The organism is Caulobacter sp. DWR1-3-2b1, from assembly GCF_049895765.1.
Classification (GTDB): Bacteria; Pseudomonadota; Alphaproteobacteria; order Caulobacterales; family Caulobacteraceae; genus Caulobacter.
In genome coordinates this window covers 34,282-52,903 of record NZ_JAFCSZ010000004.1, presented here as the reverse complement: position 1 = coordinate 52,903, position 18,622 = coordinate 34,282, and the positions used below count along the sequence as shown (strand labels likewise).

Annotated in this window: 25 protein-coding genes; 16 read left to right on the top strand and 9 right to left on the bottom strand. The window is 68.5% G+C overall.

Annotated elements, in window-relative coordinates:
- Positions 1-136 precede the first annotated feature (136 nt).
- From rutD to rutB, 3 genes are all read right to left on the bottom strand, one after another.
- Entirely contained in the window at positions 137-949 is an 813-nt protein-coding gene (gene rutD, locus ACP69S_RS05440) for a pyrimidine utilization protein D (protein WP_425995741.1), read from the bottom strand.
- Positions 946-1,335 (bottom strand): pyrimidine utilization protein C, encoded by a 390-nt coding sequence (gene rutC / locus ACP69S_RS05435; RefSeq protein ID WP_425995552.1) that lies wholly within the window; start codon positions 1,333-1,335, stop codon positions 946-948. Before rutC ends, rutD begins: the two co-directional genes overlap by 4 nt.
- Before the next feature lie 298 nt (positions 1,336-1,633).
- On the bottom strand, positions 1,634-2,371 hold the full coding sequence (rutB, locus tag ACP69S_RS05430; protein WP_425995551.1) for a pyrimidine utilization protein B: 738 nt from the start codon (positions 2,369-2,371) through the stop codon (positions 1,634-1,636).
- A gap of 99 nt (positions 2,372-2,470) precedes the next feature.
- On the opposite strand from rutB, the gene ACP69S_RS05425 reads away from it, so the two are divergent.
- Positions 2,471-3,349, top strand: a complete 879-nt coding sequence (locus ACP69S_RS05425; RefSeq protein ID WP_425995550.1) for an oxygenase MpaB family protein — start codon at positions 2,471-2,473, stop codon at positions 3,347-3,349.
- A gap of 162 nt (positions 3,350-3,511) precedes the next feature.
- Here ACP69S_RS05425 and ACP69S_RS05420 read toward each other — a convergent pair whose 3' ends face one another.
- A complete protein-coding gene (locus tag ACP69S_RS05420) occupies positions 3,512-4,279 on the bottom strand; it encodes an SDR family oxidoreductase (RefSeq protein WP_425995549.1) in 768 nt (255 codons plus the stop codon).
- Between the two features lie 204 nt (positions 4,280-4,483).
- A complete protein-coding gene (locus ACP69S_RS05415) occupies positions 4,484-6,670 on the bottom strand; it encodes a PBP1A family penicillin-binding protein (protein WP_425995548.1) in 2,187 nt (728 codons plus the stop codon).
- 54 nt (positions 6,671-6,724) lie between these two features.
- Between ACP69S_RS05415 and ACP69S_RS05410 the strand changes: the two genes are divergently transcribed.
- Positions 6,725-7,213: a YcgN family cysteine cluster protein gene (locus ACP69S_RS05410; RefSeq protein ID WP_425995547.1), complete on the top strand. Its 489-nt coding sequence runs from the start codon at positions 6,725-6,727 to the stop codon at positions 7,211-7,213.
- Positions 7,214-7,374: 161 nt separating this feature from the next.
- On the opposite strand, the gene ACP69S_RS05405 is transcribed toward ACP69S_RS05410, so the two are convergent.
- Positions 7,375-7,896 (bottom strand): DUF1993 domain-containing protein, encoded by a 522-nt coding sequence (locus tag ACP69S_RS05405; protein WP_425995546.1) that lies wholly within the window; start codon positions 7,894-7,896, stop codon positions 7,375-7,377.
- Between the two features lie 347 nt (positions 7,897-8,243).
- On the opposite strand from ACP69S_RS05405, the gene ACP69S_RS05400 reads away from it, so the two are divergent.
- Positions 8,244-8,612, top strand: a complete 369-nt coding sequence (locus ACP69S_RS05400) for a hypothetical protein (protein WP_425995545.1) — start codon at positions 8,244-8,246, stop codon at positions 8,610-8,612.
- Positions 8,581-9,777, top strand: coding sequence for a DNA-packaging protein (locus ACP69S_RS05395; RefSeq protein WP_425995544.1), 1,197 nt, complete (start codon positions 8,581-8,583; stop codon positions 9,775-9,777). The genes ACP69S_RS05400 and ACP69S_RS05395 overlap by 32 nt, the downstream gene beginning before the upstream one ends.
- A gap of 107 nt (positions 9,778-9,884) precedes the next feature.
- Here the strand turns inward: ACP69S_RS05395 and ACP69S_RS05390 are convergent, their stop codons facing one another.
- A complete protein-coding gene (locus tag ACP69S_RS05390; protein WP_425995543.1) occupies positions 9,885-10,133 on the bottom strand; it encodes an endonuclease domain-containing protein in 249 nt (82 codons plus the stop codon).
- Positions 10,134-10,383: 250 nt separating this feature from the next.
- Here ACP69S_RS05390 and ACP69S_RS05385 point away from each other — a divergent pair, with 250 nt between their 5' ends.
- From ACP69S_RS05385 to ACP69S_RS05375, 3 genes are all read left to right on the top strand, one after another.
- On the top strand, positions 10,384-11,529 hold the full coding sequence (locus ACP69S_RS05385; protein WP_425995542.1) for a phage portal protein: 1,146 nt from the start codon (positions 10,384-10,386) through the stop codon (positions 11,527-11,529).
- 143 nt (positions 11,530-11,672) lie between these two features.
- Positions 11,673-11,921, top strand: a complete 249-nt coding sequence (locus tag ACP69S_RS05380; protein WP_425995541.1) for a hypothetical protein — start codon at positions 11,673-11,675, stop codon at positions 11,919-11,921.
- Positions 11,918-12,340, top strand: coding sequence for an HK97 family phage prohead protease (locus tag ACP69S_RS05375; protein ID WP_425995540.1), 423 nt, complete (start codon positions 11,918-11,920; stop codon positions 12,338-12,340). The genes ACP69S_RS05380 and ACP69S_RS05375 overlap by 4 nt, the downstream gene beginning before the upstream one ends.
- On the opposite strand, the gene ACP69S_RS05370 is transcribed toward ACP69S_RS05375, so the two are convergent.
- Positions 12,314-12,679 carry a bleomycin resistance protein gene (locus ACP69S_RS05370; protein WP_425995539.1) on the bottom strand — a complete coding sequence of 122 codons (366 nt, stop codon included), beginning with the start codon at positions 12,677-12,679 and terminating at the stop codon, positions 12,314-12,316. The genes ACP69S_RS05375 and ACP69S_RS05370 overlap by 27 nt on opposite strands.
- A 198-nt stretch (positions 12,680-12,877) precedes the next feature.
- Between ACP69S_RS05370 and ACP69S_RS05365 the strand changes: the two genes are divergently transcribed.
- The 7 genes from ACP69S_RS05365 (at position 12,878) to ACP69S_RS05335 (ending at position 16,491) form a co-directional block, all read left to right on the top strand.
- Positions 12,878-14,104 carry a phage major capsid protein gene (locus ACP69S_RS05365; RefSeq protein ID WP_425995538.1) on the top strand — a complete coding sequence of 409 codons (1,227 nt, stop codon included), beginning with the start codon at positions 12,878-12,880 and terminating at the stop codon, positions 14,102-14,104.
- Positions 14,105-14,288: 184 nt separating this feature from the next.
- Positions 14,289-14,549, top strand: coding sequence for a head-tail connector protein (locus tag ACP69S_RS05360; protein WP_425995740.1), 261 nt, complete (start codon positions 14,289-14,291; stop codon positions 14,547-14,549).
- Positions 14,546-14,935: a DUF3168 domain-containing protein gene (locus tag ACP69S_RS05355; protein ID WP_425995537.1), complete on the top strand. Its 390-nt coding sequence runs from the start codon at positions 14,546-14,548 to the stop codon at positions 14,933-14,935. The genes ACP69S_RS05360 and ACP69S_RS05355 overlap by 4 nt, the downstream gene beginning before the upstream one ends.
- A gap of 15 nt (positions 14,936-14,950) precedes the next feature.
- Positions 14,951-15,367, top strand: coding sequence for a phage major tail protein, TP901-1 family (locus ACP69S_RS05350; protein ID WP_425995536.1), 417 nt, complete (start codon positions 14,951-14,953; stop codon positions 15,365-15,367).
- A 133-nt stretch (positions 15,368-15,500) separates the two neighbouring features.
- Complete coding sequence (locus tag ACP69S_RS05345) at positions 15,501-15,791, top strand: GTA-gp10 family protein (protein WP_425995535.1); 291 nt, start codon at positions 15,501-15,503, stop codon at positions 15,789-15,791.
- Complete coding sequence (locus ACP69S_RS05340) at positions 15,788-15,970, top strand: phage tail assembly chaperone (protein ID WP_425995534.1); 183 nt, start codon at positions 15,788-15,790, stop codon at positions 15,968-15,970. The genes ACP69S_RS05345 and ACP69S_RS05340 overlap by 4 nt, the downstream gene beginning before the upstream one ends.
- Positions 15,967-16,491 (top strand): phage tail tape measure protein, encoded by a 525-nt coding sequence (locus ACP69S_RS05335; RefSeq protein ID WP_425995533.1) that lies wholly within the window; start codon positions 15,967-15,969, stop codon positions 16,489-16,491. Before ACP69S_RS05340 ends, ACP69S_RS05335 begins: the two co-directional genes overlap by 4 nt.
- A gap of 128 nt (positions 16,492-16,619) precedes the next feature.
- Here ACP69S_RS05335 and ACP69S_RS05330 read toward each other — a convergent pair whose 3' ends face one another.
- Positions 16,620-17,078: a DUF805 domain-containing protein gene (locus ACP69S_RS05330; protein ID WP_425995532.1), complete on the bottom strand. Its 459-nt coding sequence runs from the start codon at positions 17,076-17,078 to the stop codon at positions 16,620-16,622.
- A 220-nt stretch (positions 17,079-17,298) separates the two neighbouring features.
- Here ACP69S_RS05330 and ACP69S_RS05325 point away from each other — a divergent pair, with 220 nt between their 5' ends.
- Both ACP69S_RS05325 and ACP69S_RS05320 read left to right on the top strand, forming a co-directional pair.
- Positions 17,299-17,931 carry a phage distal tail protein, Rcc01695 family gene (locus tag ACP69S_RS05325; RefSeq protein WP_425995531.1) on the top strand — a complete coding sequence of 211 codons (633 nt, stop codon included), beginning with the start codon at positions 17,299-17,301 and terminating at the stop codon, positions 17,929-17,931.
- Complete coding sequence (locus ACP69S_RS05320) at positions 17,931-18,575, top strand: baseplate hub protein (RefSeq protein WP_425995530.1); 645 nt, start codon at positions 17,931-17,933, stop codon at positions 18,573-18,575. Before ACP69S_RS05325 ends, ACP69S_RS05320 begins: the two co-directional genes overlap by 1 nt.
- Positions 18,576-18,622: the final 47 nt, after the last annotated feature.

Genomic DNA, 18,622 nt, shown 5'->3' with positions numbered 1-18,622 from the left:
CGGCGAACGCCGGATTTCAAGATCCTCCCCCTAGCGGGGGAGGTGGCGTGAAGCGCCGGAGGGGGAAGAGGCGAGGTCATCAGGACTGCCCCCTCCGTCGGCTGCGCCGACACCTCCCCCATCAGGGGGAGGATCCTCATCCGTCGCCCTCCAGAAAACTCAGCAACGCCGAATTGAAGGTCTCCGGATCGGTCACGGTAAACCCGTGCCCGCCCCACGGCGCGACCTCCAGCTGGGCGTTGGGCAAGCCCTCGGCCAGACGCATCGAGCAGCCGACCGGCACCAGCATGTCATCGGCGCTGGCGCTAACCAGCACGGGATGGAGGATCTCACCCAGGCGGTCGTCGATGTCGAAATCCAGCAGGGCCTGGATGCGGGCCAGCATAACGTCCCTGGGCGGGAAGCCGGCCACGTGGTGCGGCTCCTCGGCCTGCAGCCGCTCATGGTTCTCCGACAGCCAACTGGCCGGATACAGGAAGATCGGCTGGGCGTGGACATAGGCCTCGATCCCGCTGTCGTTGAGCAGATGGATACGCGTGTCGAAGCAGCGCCTGATGTGCGGATCGGGCCGCGACCAACCGTTGACCACCACCAGCCTGGCGAGACGGTCGGGGTGGGAAAGCGCCATGGCCAGGCCCGCATTGCCCCCGGCCGCGTGGCCGACGACGTGGGCCTTCGCCAGACCCAGGGCGTCCATCACCTTGACGATGTCGTCGGCCATGGCCTGCACCGAGTGCGGCTGGGTCAGCTCGCGGACGCTGCGACCCGTACCCCGGTGGTCGTAGAGCACGACCGGGAACTTCGCGGTCAGGGCTGCCATCTGCGGGGCCCAGAAGGCTCCCGAGCCGCCCAGGCCTGATGACAGCACCACGGCCGTGCGGCCAGCCACGGGACCGCCATGCAGTTCATAGTGGAGGCCGTCGACGGTCCCCGAGGTCATGCGGCTTATCGCTTTCCGATATGGGCGACGCTGGCGATCTCGACCAGGAAGTCGGGTCGCACCAGGCCGCACAGGATGCAGTAGCGCGCCGGCTTTTCACCGGGGAAATACTCGGCATAGACCCTGTTGATCGCGCCGTAATTGGCCCAGTCGGTCAGGAAGATGTGGTTCATGGTCACGTCCTCCATGGTCCCGCCGGCGGTCTCGATGACCGACTTGATGGTCTCCAGAACCTGCCGCGTCTGGGCCTCGGCGTCGCCGACATGGGCGACATTGTTGTCCTTGTCGAAGGCCAGGGTGCCTGAGACATAGACGATGCCGTCGGCCAGCGTGCCGGGCGAGAACGGGGCGATGGGCGTGCCCGTGCCAGGCGGGGTGATGACGGTCTTGGGCATGGTGTTCTTCCTCTTTCAAACTCGGGGGAGGGCTAGAGCATTTTCCGATAAGTGTGAAACGGTTATCGGATCGAAAAATGCTCTAAACTTTTGATTTAGAGCCTTTTTCGCCCGACCCTGATGAAGCCATCAGGTCGGAAAGGACTCTGGCGGATGGGGTTCCAAACTATCGTCATCCCGGGACTTGTTCCCGGGACCCATTTGTCCGCCGCAGGGGCGGCCCCAGGAAACACGCTCACGATGAAGCTGAATCATGGGTCCCGGGAACAAGTCCCGGGATGACGGGAAAATTTAGCATCTACCCCGGCGCCAGCTGTCCGAACGTCCCCTTGAAATCCGCTGTCGTCGTGACCCAGCCAAAGAAGGTCTCGATGTTGAACAGCGCCGCCTTCTGCACGAAGTCCGGGCCCGCCTGATGGGTGGCGTCCTCCAGCACTGTGCCGAAATATTCGAGGAAGAAGCCGTCGCGCAGGGTCGACTCCACGCAGACATTAGTGGCGATGCCAACGAACATCAGGTGCCGGATGCCGCGCGCCCGCAGCACGCTGTCCAGCTGGCTGTTGAAGAAGCCGGAATAGCGCGTCTTGTGCAGGCAGATGTCGCCCGGCTGCGGCTTGAGGGCCTCGACCAGCTCATAGTCCCACTGGCCGCGGGCCAGCAGCTTGCCTTGTAGCTCCGGCCTGGCGCGCATGGTTTTCAGGGCGTTGGACTTCCACCAGTTGGGCGAGCCGGGGCCGCCGGCTTCGACATACTGATCGTCCCAGCCGTTCTGGAAATAGACCACCTGCATGCCGGCCGCGCGGGCCACGGGCAGGACGCCCGCGATCTGCTCGATCACCGCCGCCGCGCCGCTGATGTCGAAGCCGGCCAGGTCGAGATAGCCGCCGGGCGAGGCATAGGCGTTCTGCATGTCGATGACGATCACGGCGGTGGTCGCGGGGTCCACCGGGATCGGCTCTGGCCGGGCTGGCAGCATGACGGCGTTCGCCGAGAGGGGCGTGATCCGCGCGCCGGCCTTGTCTGGATCGAGAGCCATGCCATACCACTCTGAAGACGCGAGGCGCGAGGAGATCGGATTGCCGATGACGACGACCCGCGGCCCATTCGTCAAGCCCGGCCTGGACGTTTAGGGGCCATGCTGGCGCGTTCCGTCCGAAACCTGATCGAAACCCCCGGCGGTCCGCGCGTCGACTTCACCGCGCCCGCCGGCGAGCCCGCCCTGGCCGCGCCGGACTCGGTTTCGTGGCGGGTGTTCAAGAACCCCGTCGCCCTGTTCGTGGGCGGTGTGACGGCGGTGATTCTGGAGCTGGCCGAGCCCAAGGTTCGCTCTGGCGTCTGGGACCATTCGACCTTCCGCACCGATCCCCTGACCCGGCTGAAGCGCACCGGTCTGGCGGCCATGGTCACCGTCTATGGCGCGCGGTCGGCGGCCGAGGCGATGATCGCCGGAGTAGGGCGCCAGCATGCCCGGGTGGCCGGCCAGACGCCCGCCGGCGCGGCCTATCGGGCTGACGATGTCGACCTGCTGGACTGGGTGCAGGCCACCGCCAGCTTCGGCTTCATGGAGGCCTATTCTGCCTTGGTCGCGCCCCTGACCGACGCCGAGAAAGACCTGTTCTACGCCGAGGCCGCCCCCGCCGCGCGGCTGTACGGCGCGCTCGGGGCGCCGGACTCGCGCGCCGCCTGGGAGGCCCAGCTGGCAGCCATGATCCCGCGCCTGGAGCGCTCCGAGATCGTGCTGGAGTTCCTGAACCTGATGCGGGAGACGAAGATCGCGCCCGGCGCCGTCAGCCTGCTGCAGCGGCCCCTGATCCGGGCGGCGGTGGGGCTTGTTCCGGCGCAGGTTCGCGATCTGCTGGGACTTGGGCCAGAATGGATGCCCCGGCCCTTTGAGCGGAAGGCAATCGGGCTGGCGGGGCGCATCGCCGACCGTATCGCCGTGCCGGGCGCGCCGCCCGCCCAGGCCTGCCAGCGTATGGGGCTGCCGGCGGATTGGCTGTATCGCAAACGCTGAACGCCCCCTCCGCCACGCTGCGTATCCGCAGCGCGCCACCTCCCCCGCACGCTTCGCTACGGGGCAGGAGAAGATCAGCCTGACCTCCTGCCCCGCTTGCGGGGGAGGTGGCGCGGCGCGGATACGCGACGTGACGGAGGGGGCGTCCCGGCGCCTGCAGTCCTACAAAGACTGCCCGTCATCCACCGTAAACACCCCGCCGGTGATCGCCGCTGAGGCGTCGGAGCACAGGTGCAGGGCCATGGGCGCCAGGTCGCTTTCGGCCATCAGGCGCTTCCTCGGAAAACTGGCGACAAGCTTCTGGCCGCCCTCTTCGTCGAACCAGTCGCTGTTGAGCTCGGTGCGGATATAGCCGGGGCACAGGACGTTGACGTTGATCCCTTTACGGGCCCATTCGCGGGCCAGGCTCCTGCCCATCATGGCGGTCCCGGCCTTGGAAGTGCAGTAGGCCGTCAGGCCGGGCAGGACGGTGTGCGCCCCGATCGAGGCGACCAGCAGGACCCGGCCGCGAGCGCTGCCCGGTGATCCCGCCCTGATCATCCGCCGGGCGCCCTCGCGGGCGGTCAGGAACATGCCGCGGGTATTGACCGCCAGGACCTTGTCGAAATCCTCGACCGCGATATCGAGGGCCGAGCCCTGGATGCTGATCCCGGCATTGGCGATCACCGAGTCCGGGACGCCCAAGTCGGCCTCGACGGCGTCATAGGCGGCGATGACCGCGGTCTCGTCCTCGACGTCCATGGCGACGGCCTGAGCCTTGCCGCCGGCCGCCTGGATCTGGCTGACCAGATCCTGCAGCCGGTCGGTGCGCCGCGCCGCCAGGGCCACGGCCGCGCCGGCCCGCGAGGCCGCCAGGGCCAGGTGCGCGCCGATGCCGGAGGAGGCGCCGGTCACCAGCAGGATGCGGCCGGCGAGGGTTTGGTCGGTCATGGTGGGGCTCGCGGAGTTAGGCCAGGAAGGTGGCGGCGGCGGGGAGGAATGTCGAGAGCGCCGTTGGGCGGCCCTTTTTCCCTTGCGGGAGAAGGTGGCGCGAAGCGCCGGATTAGGGGTTGAAAGCCCTGTCGGAAACGTCCGCGTGACCCCTCACCCGACCGCCTTCGACGGCCACCCTCTCCCGCAAGGGGAGAGGGAAATCTAGTACGGCAGGTCCTCCGGCGTCGGCTGGACCGGCTCCTGCGCCGGCGGTATGGCCGCCGTTTCCAGTTCAGCCGCCACGCGACTGAACTCCGCCGCCAGGGTCTCGTAATAGCCGTTGCGGGGGTCGGGCGTACTTTCGGGGGCCGGATCGGGCAGCAGCCACGGGAAGTCTCGGATGGCCAGGTTCTCGTGCGCGGCCATCATGAACCGCCGCCAGATGCTGGCCGGCATATCGCCGCCAACCACCTTGTTCATCGGCTTGTCGTTGTCATTGCCCACCCAGACACCGGTGACGTAGTCGGGGGTGAAGCCCACGAACCAGGCGTCGCGCCAGTTCTGGCTGGTGCCGGTTTTGCCCGCCGTGGGGCGACCAAAGGCAGCGCGTTTGGCGGTGCCCTGGGACACGACCTTTTTCATCATCTTGACCATCATTGAGGCCCGGGCGACGTCATAGACGGCCAGCGGCGTCGGCTGGGCTTGCCGTGCGAAAACCGGCGCGCCGCCCTGGGTGACGATGCTTTCGATCACATAGGGCTCAAGGCGATTGCCGCCCTGCTGGAACACCTGGAAGCCCGAGGTCAGCTGCAGCAGGCTGACTTCATAAGAGCCCAACGCCACTGACAGATCCGGGCTGGGCGGCAGGGTGGTGATGCCAAAACGCCGGACCAGTTCGCCGATGGCCGGACCGCCGGCTTCCTGGCCCAGTTTCACGGCGATGGTGTTGGTGGAATTGACCAGGGCCTGTTCCACGGTCATCGGACCGCGATAGCCGCCGGCGTAGTTTTCAGGCTCCCAGTCGCCGAACTTCACCGGCGCGTCCACGCGGATATCGGTGGGCAGCACCCCCTTGTCGAGAGCGGCGGCGTAGATGAACGGCTTGAAGGTCGAGCCCGGCTGGCGACGCGCCTGGACGGCCCGGTTGAACGGGCTTTCGATATAGTCCGTGCCGCCCACCATGGCCCGGATCGCGCCGTCGGCCGACAGCGACAGCAGCGCCGCCTGGCCGGCCCCGGCCTGCTCGCCGTCGAAGGCGATGGCTTGGCGCACGGTCTCCGACCCCAGCTTCTGCAGGCCCGGATCGATGGTCAGGCGAACCACCAGATCGGGCGCGTTCTGGCCGGCGATCCGCACGGCTTCGTTGGTGGCGTAGTCCAGAACCCAGCCGTAAATTCCCTCGTCCTGCACGGCCAGAGGCGACAGGCGCGGGGTGTCGTCCAGCGCCCGGCTCTCCTGTTCGGAGGTGATCCAGCCTTCCTTGCGCATATTGGCCAGCACCAGCCGCGACCGGGCCAGGGCGCCGCTCATGTCGCGGGTCAGGGCCAGGCGCGACGGGGCCTTGGGCAGCGAGGCGAGCAGGGCGGCCTCCGACAGGGTCAGCTGGCTGGCCGGCTTGCCGAAATAGGTGCGGGAGGCGCCATCGACGCCGAAGGTGTTGGCTCCGAAAAACACGCGGTTGAGGTACAGCTCGAGCACCTCGTCCTTGGTCAGGACCTTCTCGAGTTCGCGGGCCATGACCATTTCCTGCAGCTTGCGCTTGACCGTGCGGTCAGGCGTCAGGAACAGGCCCTTGGCCAGTTGCTGGCTCAGGGTGGAGGCGCCCTGGACGGTGCGGCCGGCCTTCCAGTTGACCACGGCGGCGCGGCCGATGCCGCGCAGGTCGATCGGGCCGTGCTTGTAGAACCGGCGGTCCTCGGCGGCCATGAAGGCCAGCGGCACATAGTTGGGCAGGCCGTCCAGGGTGACGCGCTGTCCGTAGCGCGGGCCGCGGGTGGCGATCACCTGGCCGTTCTTGTCCTCGAAGCGGATGCCTGGCGCGCGGTTGACGGCGAACAGGGCCTCGCGGGTCGGCAGTTTTGGCGTGTCGCGCAGATATTTCCACCATACATAGCCAGCCCCGCCGCCCACGGCCAGAACGCCCAGGATCACGCCGATCAGCAGGGTCATCCAGATCCAGCCGAAGCGATTGGCTTCGCGGCGGGCCTTCTGGTGGTTCAGGTCGGCGCGGAACGGCGCTTCAGGCTCTGGCGGGGGTTCCGGCGGCGGCGGCGGCGGCGCGAACGGGTCTTCGTAAGGCGGAGGCGGCGGCGGAGGCGGAGGCGGAGACGCGCCGAAAGAAACCTCCGGCTTCTGCTGTGGCCTGGAGCCATCTTCGAAACGGTAAGGGGGAAGCGTCCAGTCGTTCACGGTTTCGATACGGCCCTGTTTGGTCTCAGCCTAAATCCGGTTTAGGACGCGCGCATGATGCCGCGCAAACCTTTCTGGGAGACAAAGTCCCTCCAGCAGATGACCGTCCCCGAATGGGAGAGTCTATGCGACGGCTGCGGTCTTTGCTGCCTGGTTCGCTTCGAAGACGAAGATACCGGCGAAGTCATCCCCACACGTGTGCACTGCCAGCTATTTGATGAGCATCGCTGCAGTTGCAAGGACTACGTGAACCGCCGCAAGACGGTGCCGGACTGCATCAAGCTGACCCCCTACAATATCGAGAACCTGGAGTGGATGCCCCCCTCCTGCGCCTATCGCCGGCTGCACGAGGGCAGGGACCTGCCGCAGTGGCATCCGCTGGTCACCGGCGACCCCGACAGCACCCACAAGCAGGGGATATCGGTGCGGGACCAGACCGTCAGCGAGCTGTCGTTCGAGGATGCCGAGGACGCCATGGACTTCGTGGCCCTGGACCTGATGGCCGATCGCGGAGACGAGGCTTACGATCCGGATGAGGATTAGAACCTTCCTTCTCCCCTTGCGGGAGAAGGTGGCGCGCAGCGCCGGATGAGGGGTGGAAAGTCCTGTCGGAAGAGCCCGCGCGACCCCTCACCCGACCGCTTCACGGGCCACCCTCTCCCGCAAGCAAGGGGAGAGGGAAGAGACAAGTTATCCACAGCCTCTCAGCTCTTCAGATACCCCACCGCATGGGCCACATAGTCCCGCTTGCTCAGCGCCACCCCGTTGTGGCGCAGGATGTCGTAGGCGGTCACGGCGTGGAAATAGAACTGCGGCAGGGCCCAGTCGCGGACGAACTGGGCGCCGGTCATCTCGAAGACCAGTCCGCCCGGCAGGTTCAGGACGATCTGGCGGTCCTCGGCGCCGTCAAAGGCGGCCGCCGGGACACTTTCCACAAAGGCGATGGCGGCGGCGATGTGGCCTGTGAGGTCCTCCAGACTGGCCTCGCCCTCGGGCATGCCGGGACCCGTAACCCCGGCCAGCTTGGCCACCGCATCCGTGGCCTGGAAACAGGTGAACCGCACCTGGGCCGAGAACGGAAACATGTCCGGCGCCAGGCGGCCATTGACCAGTACCGACGGGTCGAACGCCTTGTCCTTGGCCAGCGCCGCGCCCTTGTCGATCTGGGCCGACAGGCCTTTCAGCATCTGGGCGAAGGTCGGGACGGTCAGGGCGTGGAGGGTCATGGGAGGGGCTCGTGAGGGACTGTTATGTTCGCAAGGTTCCCCGGGCGCGCAGCCGGGTCAATGGACTTGCCCCCTCCGCGCCTGCAGCGCTCCTCCCCCGGGAGGGGGAAGATGAGAGCGTATTCCCCTCCGGGGGAGGACGGCTGCGAAGCAGCCAGGAGGGGGCGAGTACGGGGATAAGCTGCCCTCTATCCTCCGCGTTCAGCGAATCGAATCTCGCGAAATCAATAGCTTGTAACTTTCTCGCACCTCTGGATCAGAGGCGCCCGCTAGTCCCGTATCTTTGTGTCATGGCCGGAAGAAGCGAGAGAGTTCGGGAGTGGGGCGAGATGCACCAGGACCGGCTCATGAAGGAAATGGACGCCGAGTGGGCGATCACCAAGGCCGCGACCGAGGTCCCGGTCGCCGTGCTGTCCAAGCGCAAGGCGGAGACCTATGGCGTGCACGCCCGCACCACGCGGTCGATCATGGTGATGGTCCCCGAAGCCAAGCCTGTCGCCCGAAAGCTCGCCAAGCCGGCGTCTGAGGAAGAGGCCCCCATGCATGACGACCATCCTGAAGACCCCGAGGCACTGGACGCCGCTCTTAAGTCCAAGATCACTGGCATCGCTGAGTTGCTCGAGCGCAAGCGACGAGATGAAAGCGACGGCCCAAGCGTACTGGGACAGTCTCACCATAGAGCAAATGCACTGGCTCCTCAGCGTCTGTCAGGGTGAGTTGCTGGCTCACCAGGACCCCGGCCTCAAGCCGTGGTCGTCGTGGTTGCTGCTCGGCGGCCGCGGCGCCGGCAAGACCTACGCCGGGGCCCGCTGGCTGGTGAACACGGCGTTGGAGGTTCCCTCCCTCGCCCTGGTCGGCGCCACGCTGCACGATGTTCGCGAAGTGATGATCGACGGCCCATCGGGTTTGAGGGCGATGAGCGGTCCCCGCTTTCGCCCCCGCTGGGAGACCTCGCGCAAAAGGTTGCTCTGGCCCAACGGCGCCGTCGCCTACGCCTTCTCGGCGGAAGACCCCGACAGCCTGCGCGGCCCGCAATTCCACGCCGCCTGGGCCGACGAGTTCTGCGCCTGGCCCAAGCCGGCCGAGACGCTTGCCATGCTGCGGTTTGGCCTGAGGCTCGGAGACGATCCGAGGCTGGTGGTCACCACCACGCCCCGGCCGATCCGGGCGCTGAAGACCCTGATCGCCGAACCAGGCGTCGCGGTGACCCGGGCCGGCACGGCGGCCAATGCCGGCAACCTCGCGCCGGCGTTTCTCTCGACCCTGGAGGCGCTCTATGGCGGCACCCGTCTGGCGGCTCAGGAGCTGGACGGCGTCATCGTCGAGGACGAGGGCGGCCTGTTCCGCGCCGAGGATCTGGCCCGGTGCCGGGGCGCTCGGCCCGCGCGCTTCGACCGGGTGGTGGTGGCGGTCGATCCGCCGGCCACCGCCACTGGCGACGCCTGCGGGATCGTGGTGGTCGGCACGCTGGACGGCCGCGCCTTTGTGCTGGCCGACCGCTCGGCAAAGGGCTTGTCGCCCAATGGTTGGGCGCGCCGGGCGGTGGCCGCCGCGCGTGAGTTCGACGCTCACGCCCTGGTCGCCGAGGCCAATCAGGGCGGCGACATGGTCCGCGCGGTTCTGGTCCAGGCCGACCCGCCGTGCGCGGTGAAACTGGTGCGGGCCTCGGTGGGCAAACGGGCGCGGGCCGAGCCGGTGGCGGCTCTCTACGAGCAGGGCCGGGTGGTTCACTGCGCGGCCTTTCCGGCGCTGGAGGAGGAGTTGATGGGGCTGGGAACCGGCGATCTCGGCCACAGTCCCGACCGGGCCGATGCGCTGGTCTGGGCGGTGAGCGAGTTGATGCTGGGGGTGGGGCGCAGCCCCAGGCTCCGCAGTCTTTAAGATCCTCCCCCTAGCGGGGGAGGTGGCGCGAAGCGCCGGAGGGGGAAGTGTCCAAGGCTGATCTACAGCCAGATTTTCCGCGGTTACCACTTCCCCCTCCGTCGTCCTTACGGGCCGACACCTCCCCCGTCAGGGGGAGGATCTGGGCGCCACGGCCAGATGGATTCGCGGATCGCGGCAATGGCGCTGTCCACCGACTGAAGCACGTCGCGTGCAGGAATTCGCAAGGTCATGACACCGCGCTCGGCGAGGCGTTCGTCCCTGATCCGATCCTGTTCGGGGCGATCACCGAAGGCATGCGCCTCGCCGTCGATCTCGACGGCGAGGCGCATGGCCGGGCAATAGAAATCAAGCACATAAGGTCCAATCGGATGCTGTCTCCGAAACTTCAGATCGCCTAGGCGACCACCTCACAACTCGGCCCACAGCAAGACTTCTGGCAGCGACATTTCGCGCCGGAGGGCTCTGGCGCGCGCCACGCGCGGCTTGTCGGTTCGCATCACTTCCCCCTCCGTCGGCTGCGCCGACACCTCCCCCGCTAGGGGGAGGATCTATGCCATTTCAACCCTAACATGTTCCTTATTTGTTCTCAACCGCGAGTTCGCTATGCCCCTGTTCCAAAAACCCCGCCCGCCGGAAATCAAAGATTCCCGCGCCGCCCGCCTGATCGCTCTCACCACCAGCGGCCGCCCGCAGTGGACGCCGCGCGACTACGCCGCCCTGGCGTCTGAGGGCTTCGCCAAGAACCCCGTCGTCTATCGCTGCGTGCGGATGATCGCCGAGGCCGCTGCGGCGACGCCGCTGATCGTCTTCCACGACGGCCAGCGCGCGCTCGACCATCCGCTGCAGAAGCTGCTGCGCAAGCCTAATCCCGAGCAGGGCGGCCCCGACCTGATGGAGGCGTTCTTCGGGAACCTCCAGACGGCCGGCAACGCCTATCTGGAAGCCGGCGGCGATAGCGAGACGCCGGAGGAGCTTTACGCCCTGCGCCCCGACCGCATGACCCTGGTGCCGGGACCGCGCGGCTGGCCGCTGGCCTATGACTACCAGGCCGGCGGCCGCACGGTTCGCATCGCCCGCGACGCCGACGGCTGGCTGCCGGTGCTGCACCTGAAACTGTTCAACCCCACCAGCGATCATTACGGCCTGTCGCCCCTTGAGGCGGCGGCCTTCGCCATCGACGTGCACAACGCCTCCAGCGCCTGGAACAAGGCGTTGCTGGACAACTCTGCCCGCCCGTCCGGCGCCCTGGTCTATTCCAACCGCGAGGCCGGCGACCGGCTTTCCGAGGAGCAGTTCGAACGCCTGAAAGCCGAACTGGCCGGCGCCCATTCCGGGGCCTCGAACGCCGGTCGGCCTTTGCTGCTGGAAGGCGGGCTCGACTGGCGGGCCATGTCGCTGTCGCCCGCCGAGATGGACTTCACCAACGGCAAGCACGCCGCCGCCCGCGAGATCGCCCTGGCGTTCGGAGTGCCGCCGCAACTGCTGGGCGTGCCGGGTGACGCGACCTACGCCAACTATCGCGAGGCCAACGCCGCCTTCTGGCGCCACACCGTCGCGCCCCTGGTCGAGCGGGCGGCGCGAGCCATGACGGCCTGGCTGGAGGTCAAGTTCCCGGGCGTGCGGATAGCGCCCGACCTCGACGCTGTTCCGGCCTTCTCGGCCGAACGCGACGCCCTGTGGGCGCGGCTGGATGCGGCGAGCTTCCTGACGCTGGAGGAGCGGCGACGCATGGCGGGACTGGAGGGCTGACACCAAGATCCTCCCCCAAGCGGGGGAGGCTGGCCCGAAGGGCCGGAGGGGGGAAAGCGATCCCACGCCGGCCAACTTCCCCCTCCGTCGGCTGCGCCGACACCTCCCCCGTCAGGGGGAGGATCTTTGATGGATCACCCAGCATGACCACCACCCCCAACCGATGGCGGCTGGACCGCCACATCTCGGTCGCCCTGATCGTCGCCGTCGCCCTGCAGGCCGCGACCGCCCTGATGTGGGCCGGCCGCGCCTCGGCCCGGATCGACGAGATGCAGAGCCGCCTCAGCGCCCAGGCCCCTGTCGCCGAACGCCTGGCCCGGCTGGAGGAGCAGGCCAGCGCCACTCGGGCCTCGCTCGACCGCATCGAAGCCAAGCTGGAGCGTAGCCGATGAAGGATGACCTGAAGATCGAAGGCCACGCCTCGCTGTTCTGGACCCGCGACCTCAATGACGACGTCACCGCCGCCGGGGCCTTCGCCGAAAGTCTGGCCGAGAGCGGCGCGGCGGGCGTCAAGATGCTGCATCAGCACGACGACGCAGAGCCTATCGGCGTCTGGGACGAGATCGTCGAGGACGCGCGCGGCCTGCTCGTCCGTGGACGGATCCTGCGCTCGACGCCGAGGGGGCGTCTCGTCGCCGCCCTCGTCGAGGCCGGCGCGCTGGACGGCCTCTCCATCGGCTTTCGCCAGGTGAAGGCGCGTCAGGACGGGAGCTTGCGGGTGCTTAAGCGCGTCGAACTTTGGGAGGTGTCGATCGTCACCTTCCCGATGCTGCCCGGCGCGCGGCTAGTCCGGATTCTGGATCAGTCGTAGCAGCGAGCCGTCGGGGTCGATCAGGGCTCCGATGCGCAGGCCGCTGGCTTCCAGCTTGGGCGGATGCAGGCGAGGCCGGCCGGTGGTCTTCTCCGGGAGGTCGGCGGCCAGGCACACGGCGTAGAAGGCGTCGACGTCGTCGAGCCGCAGGCACGAGCCGAACGAACTGCTGGCCGGGTCCAGGTCTGGATACGGGAAGAATTCCAGCTTCAGCGATCCGCGCGTCAGGATCATCCAGCCGTTGTCGCGCCAGCCCTGCTCGAAGCCCAGCGCCGCATAGAAGCGGGCCGTGGTTTCGAAGTCGCGGGACGGCAGGTTCGGCGTGGCGTGATCGGTCATTTCGCCAGCTTCGCCTGAACCAGCCGACAAACCAAGTTTCCTTCTCCCCCTGCGGGAGAAGGTGGCCGCGCCAGCGGCCGGATGAGGGGTTTCCCCTGCGTCGCCGGCGCAACCCCTCATCCTCCCACCGGCCATGCGGCCGGCGGGTCCCTCCTTCTCCCGCAAGGGGAGAAGGTCCATCCGTTTTCGGAGAATTCCATGAAAGAGACGAAACAGGCCCCGGCTTCGCCGGAGGCGCGCGCCATGCTGCATGAGGTGTTGGCCGCGTTCGAGAGCTTCAAGGCCGCCAACGACACCCGCCTCTCGGCCATCGAGACCAAGCGGGCCGATGTGCTGCTGGAGGAGAAGGTCAGCCGCATCGACGAGGCCATGTCCCGCGCCCAGGACCGCCTGGACCGGGTGATGGCCGACAGCCGCAGGCCTTCCCTGGCCGGCGAGGCCCCGCTGGCGCGTGTCGATGAGCGCAAGGCCGCCTTCGACCGCTATATCAAGACCGGCGAAACCCCGTCTCTGCTGCTCGAGGCCAAGGGTCTGTCGGCGGGCATCGCCAGTGCCGGCGGCTATGTCGCCCCGCCGGAGCTGGAGCGGCTGATCCTGCGTCGCCTTGCGGCGACCAGCCCAATGCGAGAAATTTGCCAGGTCCGCACCATCAGCTCCGGCACGTTCCGCAAGCCGGTGTCGCCCGCTGGTCTCGCCGCCGCCTGGGTGGCCGAGACCGCGGCGCGTCCCGAGACCACGGCGCCCACGCTCGACATCATCGATTTCCCGGCCGGTGAACTCTATGCCAGTCCGGCCGCGACCCAGGCCCTGCTCGACGACGCCTATGTCAGCATCGACGAGTGGCTGGCCGAAGAGGTGCAGGACGCCTTCGCCGCCCAGGAGACCACGGCCTTCATCAGCGGCGATGGGGTCAACAAGCCCAAGGGCCTGCTGGCCTATACCGCCGCGCCGGACGCGTCTTACACCTGGGGCCAGATGGGCTACCTCGCCACCGGCGTCGCCGGCGGCTTCCCGGCGGCCAACCCCACCGACAAGCTGATCGACCTGATCTATGCGACCAAGACCCAGTACCGCCAGAACGGCCGCTTTGTGCTGAACCGCCGCACGGTCAGCGCGGTGCGCAAGTTCAAGGACGCGCAAGGCAACTACATCTGGAACGCGGCCCTGCAGCCGGGCCAGTCGGCCTCCTTGCTCGGCTATCCGGTGACCGAGATCGAGGCCATGCCCGATGTTGCCGCCAACAGCCTGGCCATGGCGTTCGGCGACTTCGAGAAGGGCTATCTGATCACCGACCGCGCCGGCGTGCGGGTGCTGCGCGACCCCTATTCGGCCAAGCCGCACGTGCTGTTCTACACCACCAAGCGCGTCGGCGGCGGGGTGCAGAACTTTGACGCCGTGAAGCTGCTGAAGTTCGCGGTGAGCTAGGGTTTTCCTTCTCCCCCTGCGGGAGAAGGTGGCCTGCGAAGCAGGTCGGATGAGGGGTCTCAGTGACCTGTCCGATCTGCTTCGCGATCACCACAAGCGCTGCGCGACCCCTCATCCGTCGCCTCACGGCGACACCTTCTCCCGCAAGGGGAGAAGGAAAAGTTGGGACCCCCCACATGCCCCTATCCTGACCCTGGCCGAGGCCCGGGCGTTTCTGCGCGCCTCCGACACCTCGGAAGACGCCACGATCAGCCTGCTGATCGACGCCGCCGAGGCCCGCGTCGCCGCCGCGACCGGCCTGATCCTGACCCCCGCCAGCCCAGCGCCCCTGCGCCTGGCCATCCTGACCCTGGTCTCCCACGCCTACGCCCACAGAGAGTCCGGCGAGCCCTCGCTGGCCCTGGTCGAGCCGTGGCTGGCCCCTTACCGAAAGGCTCGCCTGTGAGCGATCAAGCCCTCGCCGACAGCCTCGTCGCCGCCCTCAAGGCCGCGCCGGCGCTCACTGCCATCCTCGGCCAGCGCATCTATGCTCGCGCCCCGCGCGTGCCGACCTATCCGTGCCTGGCCGTCAGCCGCACCGAAAGCCGCGTCGTCGAGGGCGAGGTGATCGAGCATCTGCTGACCCTGACCTGCGTCTCGAAGTTTGGCGGCCCCGAGGAGGCCCGGGCCGTGGTCGCCGCCGTCCGCGCGGTGATCCACGACGCCCGCCCGACCATCGTTGGCCGGCGCCTCGTGAACCTGCGCGTCGCCTATGCCGACGTCTTCCCCGCCGCCGATCGCGAACTGACCCTCGGGATCGTGCGCGTGCGGGCCGTCACCGAACCCCTATAGACACGGAGCACTCTCATGGCCGCTCAAGCCGGCAAGGACATCCTGCTGAAGATCAACGACGGCGCCCCGACGCCGACCTTCGTCACCGTCGCGGGCCTGCGGGCCAAGACCATCAGCCTCAACGCCAGGACCATCGACGCCACCGACAGCGACAGCGCCGGCCGTTGGCGGGAACTGCTGGCCGGAGCCGGCGTGCGCGCCTGCGCCGTGTCGGGCTCGGGCGTGTTCCGCGACGCCGCTTCCGACGCCCAGGTGCGCCAAAGCTTCTTCGACCAGTCGGCCCGGACGTGGCGGCTGACGATCCCGGACTTTGGACACCTGGAAGGGCCGTTCATCGTCGCGGCCCTGGAATATGCCGGCGACCACGATGGCGAGGCGGCGTTCGCGCTGAGCCTGGCGAGCGCGGGGGCGGTGACCTTTACGGCGATCTGACAAATCCTCCCCCTGCTGGGGGAGGTGGCCCGAATGGGCCGGAGGGGGAAGTCATCCCACGCCGGCCAACTTCCCCCTCCGTCGCTCCGCGACACCTCCCCCTTCAGGGGGAGGATCTGAAAGGCGCCCTTCCATGCCACCCGCAAACCCCGCCCGAGGCGAGGTCGTCGTCCACCTGGCCGGCGCCCCGCGCCGCCTGTGCCTGACTCTCGGCGCCCTGGCCCGTATCGAAGGCGCTCTGGCCCTCACCGACTGGCGCGAGCTGCCCGCCCGAATGGAGACCCTGTCGGCCCGCGAGCTGCTGGCCGTGCTGGCCGCCCTGATCGAGGACGAGCCGGCCGACCTCTCCGGCGTCACCATCCCCGAAGCCCTGGCCGCTGTGGCCGCAGCGCTCGCGGCTTCAACCTCAGGGATGGGCGCATGAACGACTGGCCCGACGCCCTGCGGCTGGCCGTCCGGCTGAACATCGCGCCCGAGGCGTTCTGGCGGCTGTCCCTGCGCGAGTGGCGGACGCTGACCGCCGCGCCCGCCGCGCCGGTCCTGACCCGCCCGATCCTCGACGCCCTGATCGCCCGCTTTCCCGACGAGGAGACCCCGCCATGAGCGGTTTCGACACCGACGGCCTGTCGTCCGTCCCCGCCCGCGCCGCCGAGGCCGCTGCGTCGCTGGAGGCCCTCAAAGCTCCGGCCCAGCGCGCCGCCTCAGCCATCGACGAGGCCTTCGCCCGGGCCGGGTCGAGCCTGGCCAAGTCGCTGGCCAGCGCCGCCGCCGACGGCGAGATCTCGCTGGCCGAACTGGCGCGGGCGGTGATCGGCGCGGCCGGTGCGGCGATGAAGGGCGGGGGTCTGGCGGAGGCGGTTTCGGGCTGCTTCGGCGGGGCCAATTTTTCGGGTTCGAGGGCAGACGGCGGTCCGGTGCTGCCGGGCGGAGCCTATCTGGTCGGCGAGCGCGGGCCGGAGGTTTTTCGGCCTTCCGGGGCCGGCAGCGTCGAGCCGCTGGGCGGCGGGGTGGTGTCGGTGACGGTCAATGTGTCGGGTGGCGACGCAGCGGGTCTGGCGCGGTCGGACGCCCAGCTGGCGCAGGCTCTGGCGCGGGCGGTAAGTTTGGGGGCGAGGGGGCTTTAGTCCTTCTCCCCTTGCGGGAGAAGGTGGCCGCGGAGCGGACGGATGAGGGGTTTCTCCCGATCCGTCCGCGCGACCCCTCATCCGTCAGCCAGTGGCTGACACCTTCTCCCGCAAGGGGAGAAGGAAGATCAGATCGCCACCGCCGTCGTCGGCGCGAGGCCGTACTTGTTCTCGCTCGGCTGGCCGGTGCTGCAGCCGACCCACAGGGTGAAGGCCAGCCACACCGCGAAGGCGACGAACAGCGAGATGAAGAAACCGCCCAGGGCGGTGATCGCCGCCAGATCGGGCTCGCCATTATTGATCGCCGCCAGGGCCGCCGTGACGCCGATCGAGATCGCCGAACCGAACACCAGGATCGGGCCGAACACCCAGGGCAGGGCCTGCCACCAGCCGGTCTGACCCATGTCGTGCAGGCGCTTGGTGTGGATGCAGATCGAGCACCAGATCGAGACCACCGACAGGGCCCAACCGAAGAACGGCACCCAGCCCGCCACGACGTTCGCGCCCAGCAGGCAGAGCCAGCCGATCCAGAACGCCTGCCGGCCGATGCGGCCTTCCGGCGAAAAGAACAGGGTCTTCCAGTCCATGTCGGTCTCCAATTCGTGACCCCATACCTAGGGGGTGGCGCCCCGCGCAAGAAGTGAAAAGCGGGTCATGACGCAGACTTAATCGCGAGCGGCATTTTCCGAGCATTCAACTCTTGCCCGCCCACACCCGCGAAAGCGGGGATCCAGACCATTTTCCGAACGATGTTCGGCGGCGCTGCTTGCCGCGTCCTTCCTCCACCTTTCATCAAAAGGAGACGCCATGAGCGCCTTCCACGATATCCGCCTGCCTGCGCGGCTGGCCTTTGGCTGCACGGGCGGCGTCGAGCGGCGCACCGAGGTGGTGACGCTCGCCTCGGGCCACGAGCGCCGCTCCAGTCCATGGGCGCAAGGTCGCCGCCGCTATCTGATCGCCACCGCCACCCGGCCGCTGGACGAGGCGGCCGAGCTGGTCGCCTTCTTCGAGGCCCGGCGCGGACGGCTGCACGGCTTTCGCTTCCGCGACCCCAGCGATTTGAAGTCCTGCCTGCCCTCGGCCCAGCCGGCGGCCGCGGATCAGGCCATCGGAACCGGCGACGGGGCGCGCAAGGTCTTTCAGCTGACCAAGGCCTATGGGACCGGCGCCGAAGCGGCGGTCCGCACCATCGCCAGACCGGTCACCGGGACGGTGAAGGTCGCGGTGGCCGGCGTCGCCCTGGCCCCGGCCGCCTTCACGGTGGATCTGGCGACCGGTCTTGTCACCCTGCTCGCGGCTCCGGCTGCGGGCGCGGCCGTCAGGGCAGGGTTCGAGTTCGACACCCCGGTGCGCTTCGACATCGACCGGCTGGACGTGCAGATGGAGGGCTTCGCCGCGGCGCGGATCAGCGCCTGTCCGCTGGTCGAGGTGCGGGCCTGATGCGCGCCGTTCCCGCCGAACTGGCTGCTCGTCTTGAGGACGGCGCGGCCAGCCTGTGCCACGCCTGGATCCTGACCCGAACCGACGCGGTGGTGCTGGGCTTTACCGATCATGACCGCGATCTGGTGGTCGATGGTGCGGCCTGCCACGCCGCCACCGGCTGGACCGCCGGGGCCCACGAGACGACGGCGGGCTTTTCGCCCGGTCTGGCGGCCGCGCTCGGCGCTCTGGACGACAGCGCCGTCACCGCCGAGGACATCGAGGCTGGGCTCTATGACGGGGCGTCGGTGGCGTGCCTGCGCGTGGACTGGCGCCGCCCGGACCTGTTCGTGCGGCTGTGGACAGCGCGCGTGGCTCGCATCCGCCGCGAAGGCCAGGCCTTCACCGCCGAGCTCGAGGGGCCGCTGGCCGACCTCGACCGTGTGGCGGGGCGCACCTTTGGCCGGTTGTGCGATGCGGCGTTGGGTGACGCGCGCTGCGGGATCACGGCAGGGCCGGACGCGACTTGCGACAAGCGCTGGCGGACCTGCGTCGAGACGTTCGGCAATGGCATCAACTTCCGGGGCTTTCCCGCCATGCCCGGCGAGGACTTCCTGACGCTCTACCCGTCCGAGGGCGAGCGGCATGACGGGGGGAGAAGGTGAGGGTGGCTATGCAAGATCCTCCCCCTAGCGGGGGAGGTGTCGGCCCG

Coding starts and splice junctions, on each gene's coding strand:
- rutC (WP_425995552.1), bottom strand. CDS start 1,335: ATGCCCAAGACCGTCATCACCCCGCCTGGCACGGGCACGCCCATCGCC.
- rutB (WP_425995551.1), bottom strand. CDS start 2,371: ATGGCTCTCGATCCAGACAAGGCCGGCGCGCGGATCACGCCCCTCTCG.
- ACP69S_RS05425 (WP_425995550.1), top strand. CDS start 2,471: ATGCTGGCGCGTTCCGTCCGAAACCTGATCGAAACCCCCGGCGGTCCG.
- ACP69S_RS05420 (WP_425995549.1), bottom strand. CDS start 4,279: ATGACCGACCAAACCCTCGCCGGCCGCATCCTGCTGGTGACCGGCGCC.
- ACP69S_RS05410 (WP_425995547.1), top strand. CDS start 6,725: ATGATGCCGCGCAAACCTTTCTGGGAGACAAAGTCCCTCCAGCAGATG.
- ACP69S_RS05405 (WP_425995546.1), bottom strand. CDS start 7,896: ATGACCCTCCACGCCCTGACCGTCCCGACCTTCGCCCAGATGCTGAAA.
- ACP69S_RS05400 (WP_425995545.1), top strand. CDS start 8,244: ATGAAGGAAATGGACGCCGAGTGGGCGATCACCAAGGCCGCGACCGAG.
- ACP69S_RS05395 (WP_425995544.1), top strand. CDS start 8,581: ATGCACTGGCTCCTCAGCGTCTGTCAGGGTGAGTTGCTGGCTCACCAG.
- ACP69S_RS05385 (WP_425995542.1), top strand. CDS start 10,384: ATGCCCCTGTTCCAAAAACCCCGCCCGCCGGAAATCAAAGATTCCCGC.
- ACP69S_RS05380 (WP_425995541.1), top strand. CDS start 11,673: ATGACCACCACCCCCAACCGATGGCGGCTGGACCGCCACATCTCGGTC.
- ACP69S_RS05375 (WP_425995540.1), top strand. CDS start 11,918: ATGAAGGATGACCTGAAGATCGAAGGCCACGCCTCGCTGTTCTGGACC.
- ACP69S_RS05370 (WP_425995539.1), bottom strand. CDS start 12,679: ATGACCGATCACGCCACGCCGAACCTGCCGTCCCGCGACTTCGAAACC.
- ACP69S_RS05365 (WP_425995538.1), top strand. CDS start 12,878: ATGAAAGAGACGAAACAGGCCCCGGCTTCGCCGGAGGCGCGCGCCATG.
- ACP69S_RS05350 (WP_425995536.1), top strand. CDS start 14,951: ATGGCCGCTCAAGCCGGCAAGGACATCCTGCTGAAGATCAACGACGGC.
- ACP69S_RS05345 (WP_425995535.1), top strand. CDS start 15,501: ATGCCACCCGCAAACCCCGCCCGAGGCGAGGTCGTCGTCCACCTGGCC.
- ACP69S_RS05340 (WP_425995534.1), top strand. CDS start 15,788: ATGAACGACTGGCCCGACGCCCTGCGGCTGGCCGTCCGGCTGAACATC.
- ACP69S_RS05335 (WP_425995533.1), top strand. CDS start 15,967: ATGAGCGGTTTCGACACCGACGGCCTGTCGTCCGTCCCCGCCCGCGCC.
- ACP69S_RS05330 (WP_425995532.1), bottom strand. CDS start 17,078: ATGGACTGGAAGACCCTGTTCTTTTCGCCGGAAGGCCGCATCGGCCGG.
- ACP69S_RS05325 (WP_425995531.1), top strand. CDS start 17,299: ATGAGCGCCTTCCACGATATCCGCCTGCCTGCGCGGCTGGCCTTTGGC.
- ACP69S_RS05320 (WP_425995530.1), top strand. CDS start 17,931: ATGCGCGCCGTTCCCGCCGAACTGGCTGCTCGTCTTGAGGACGGCGCG.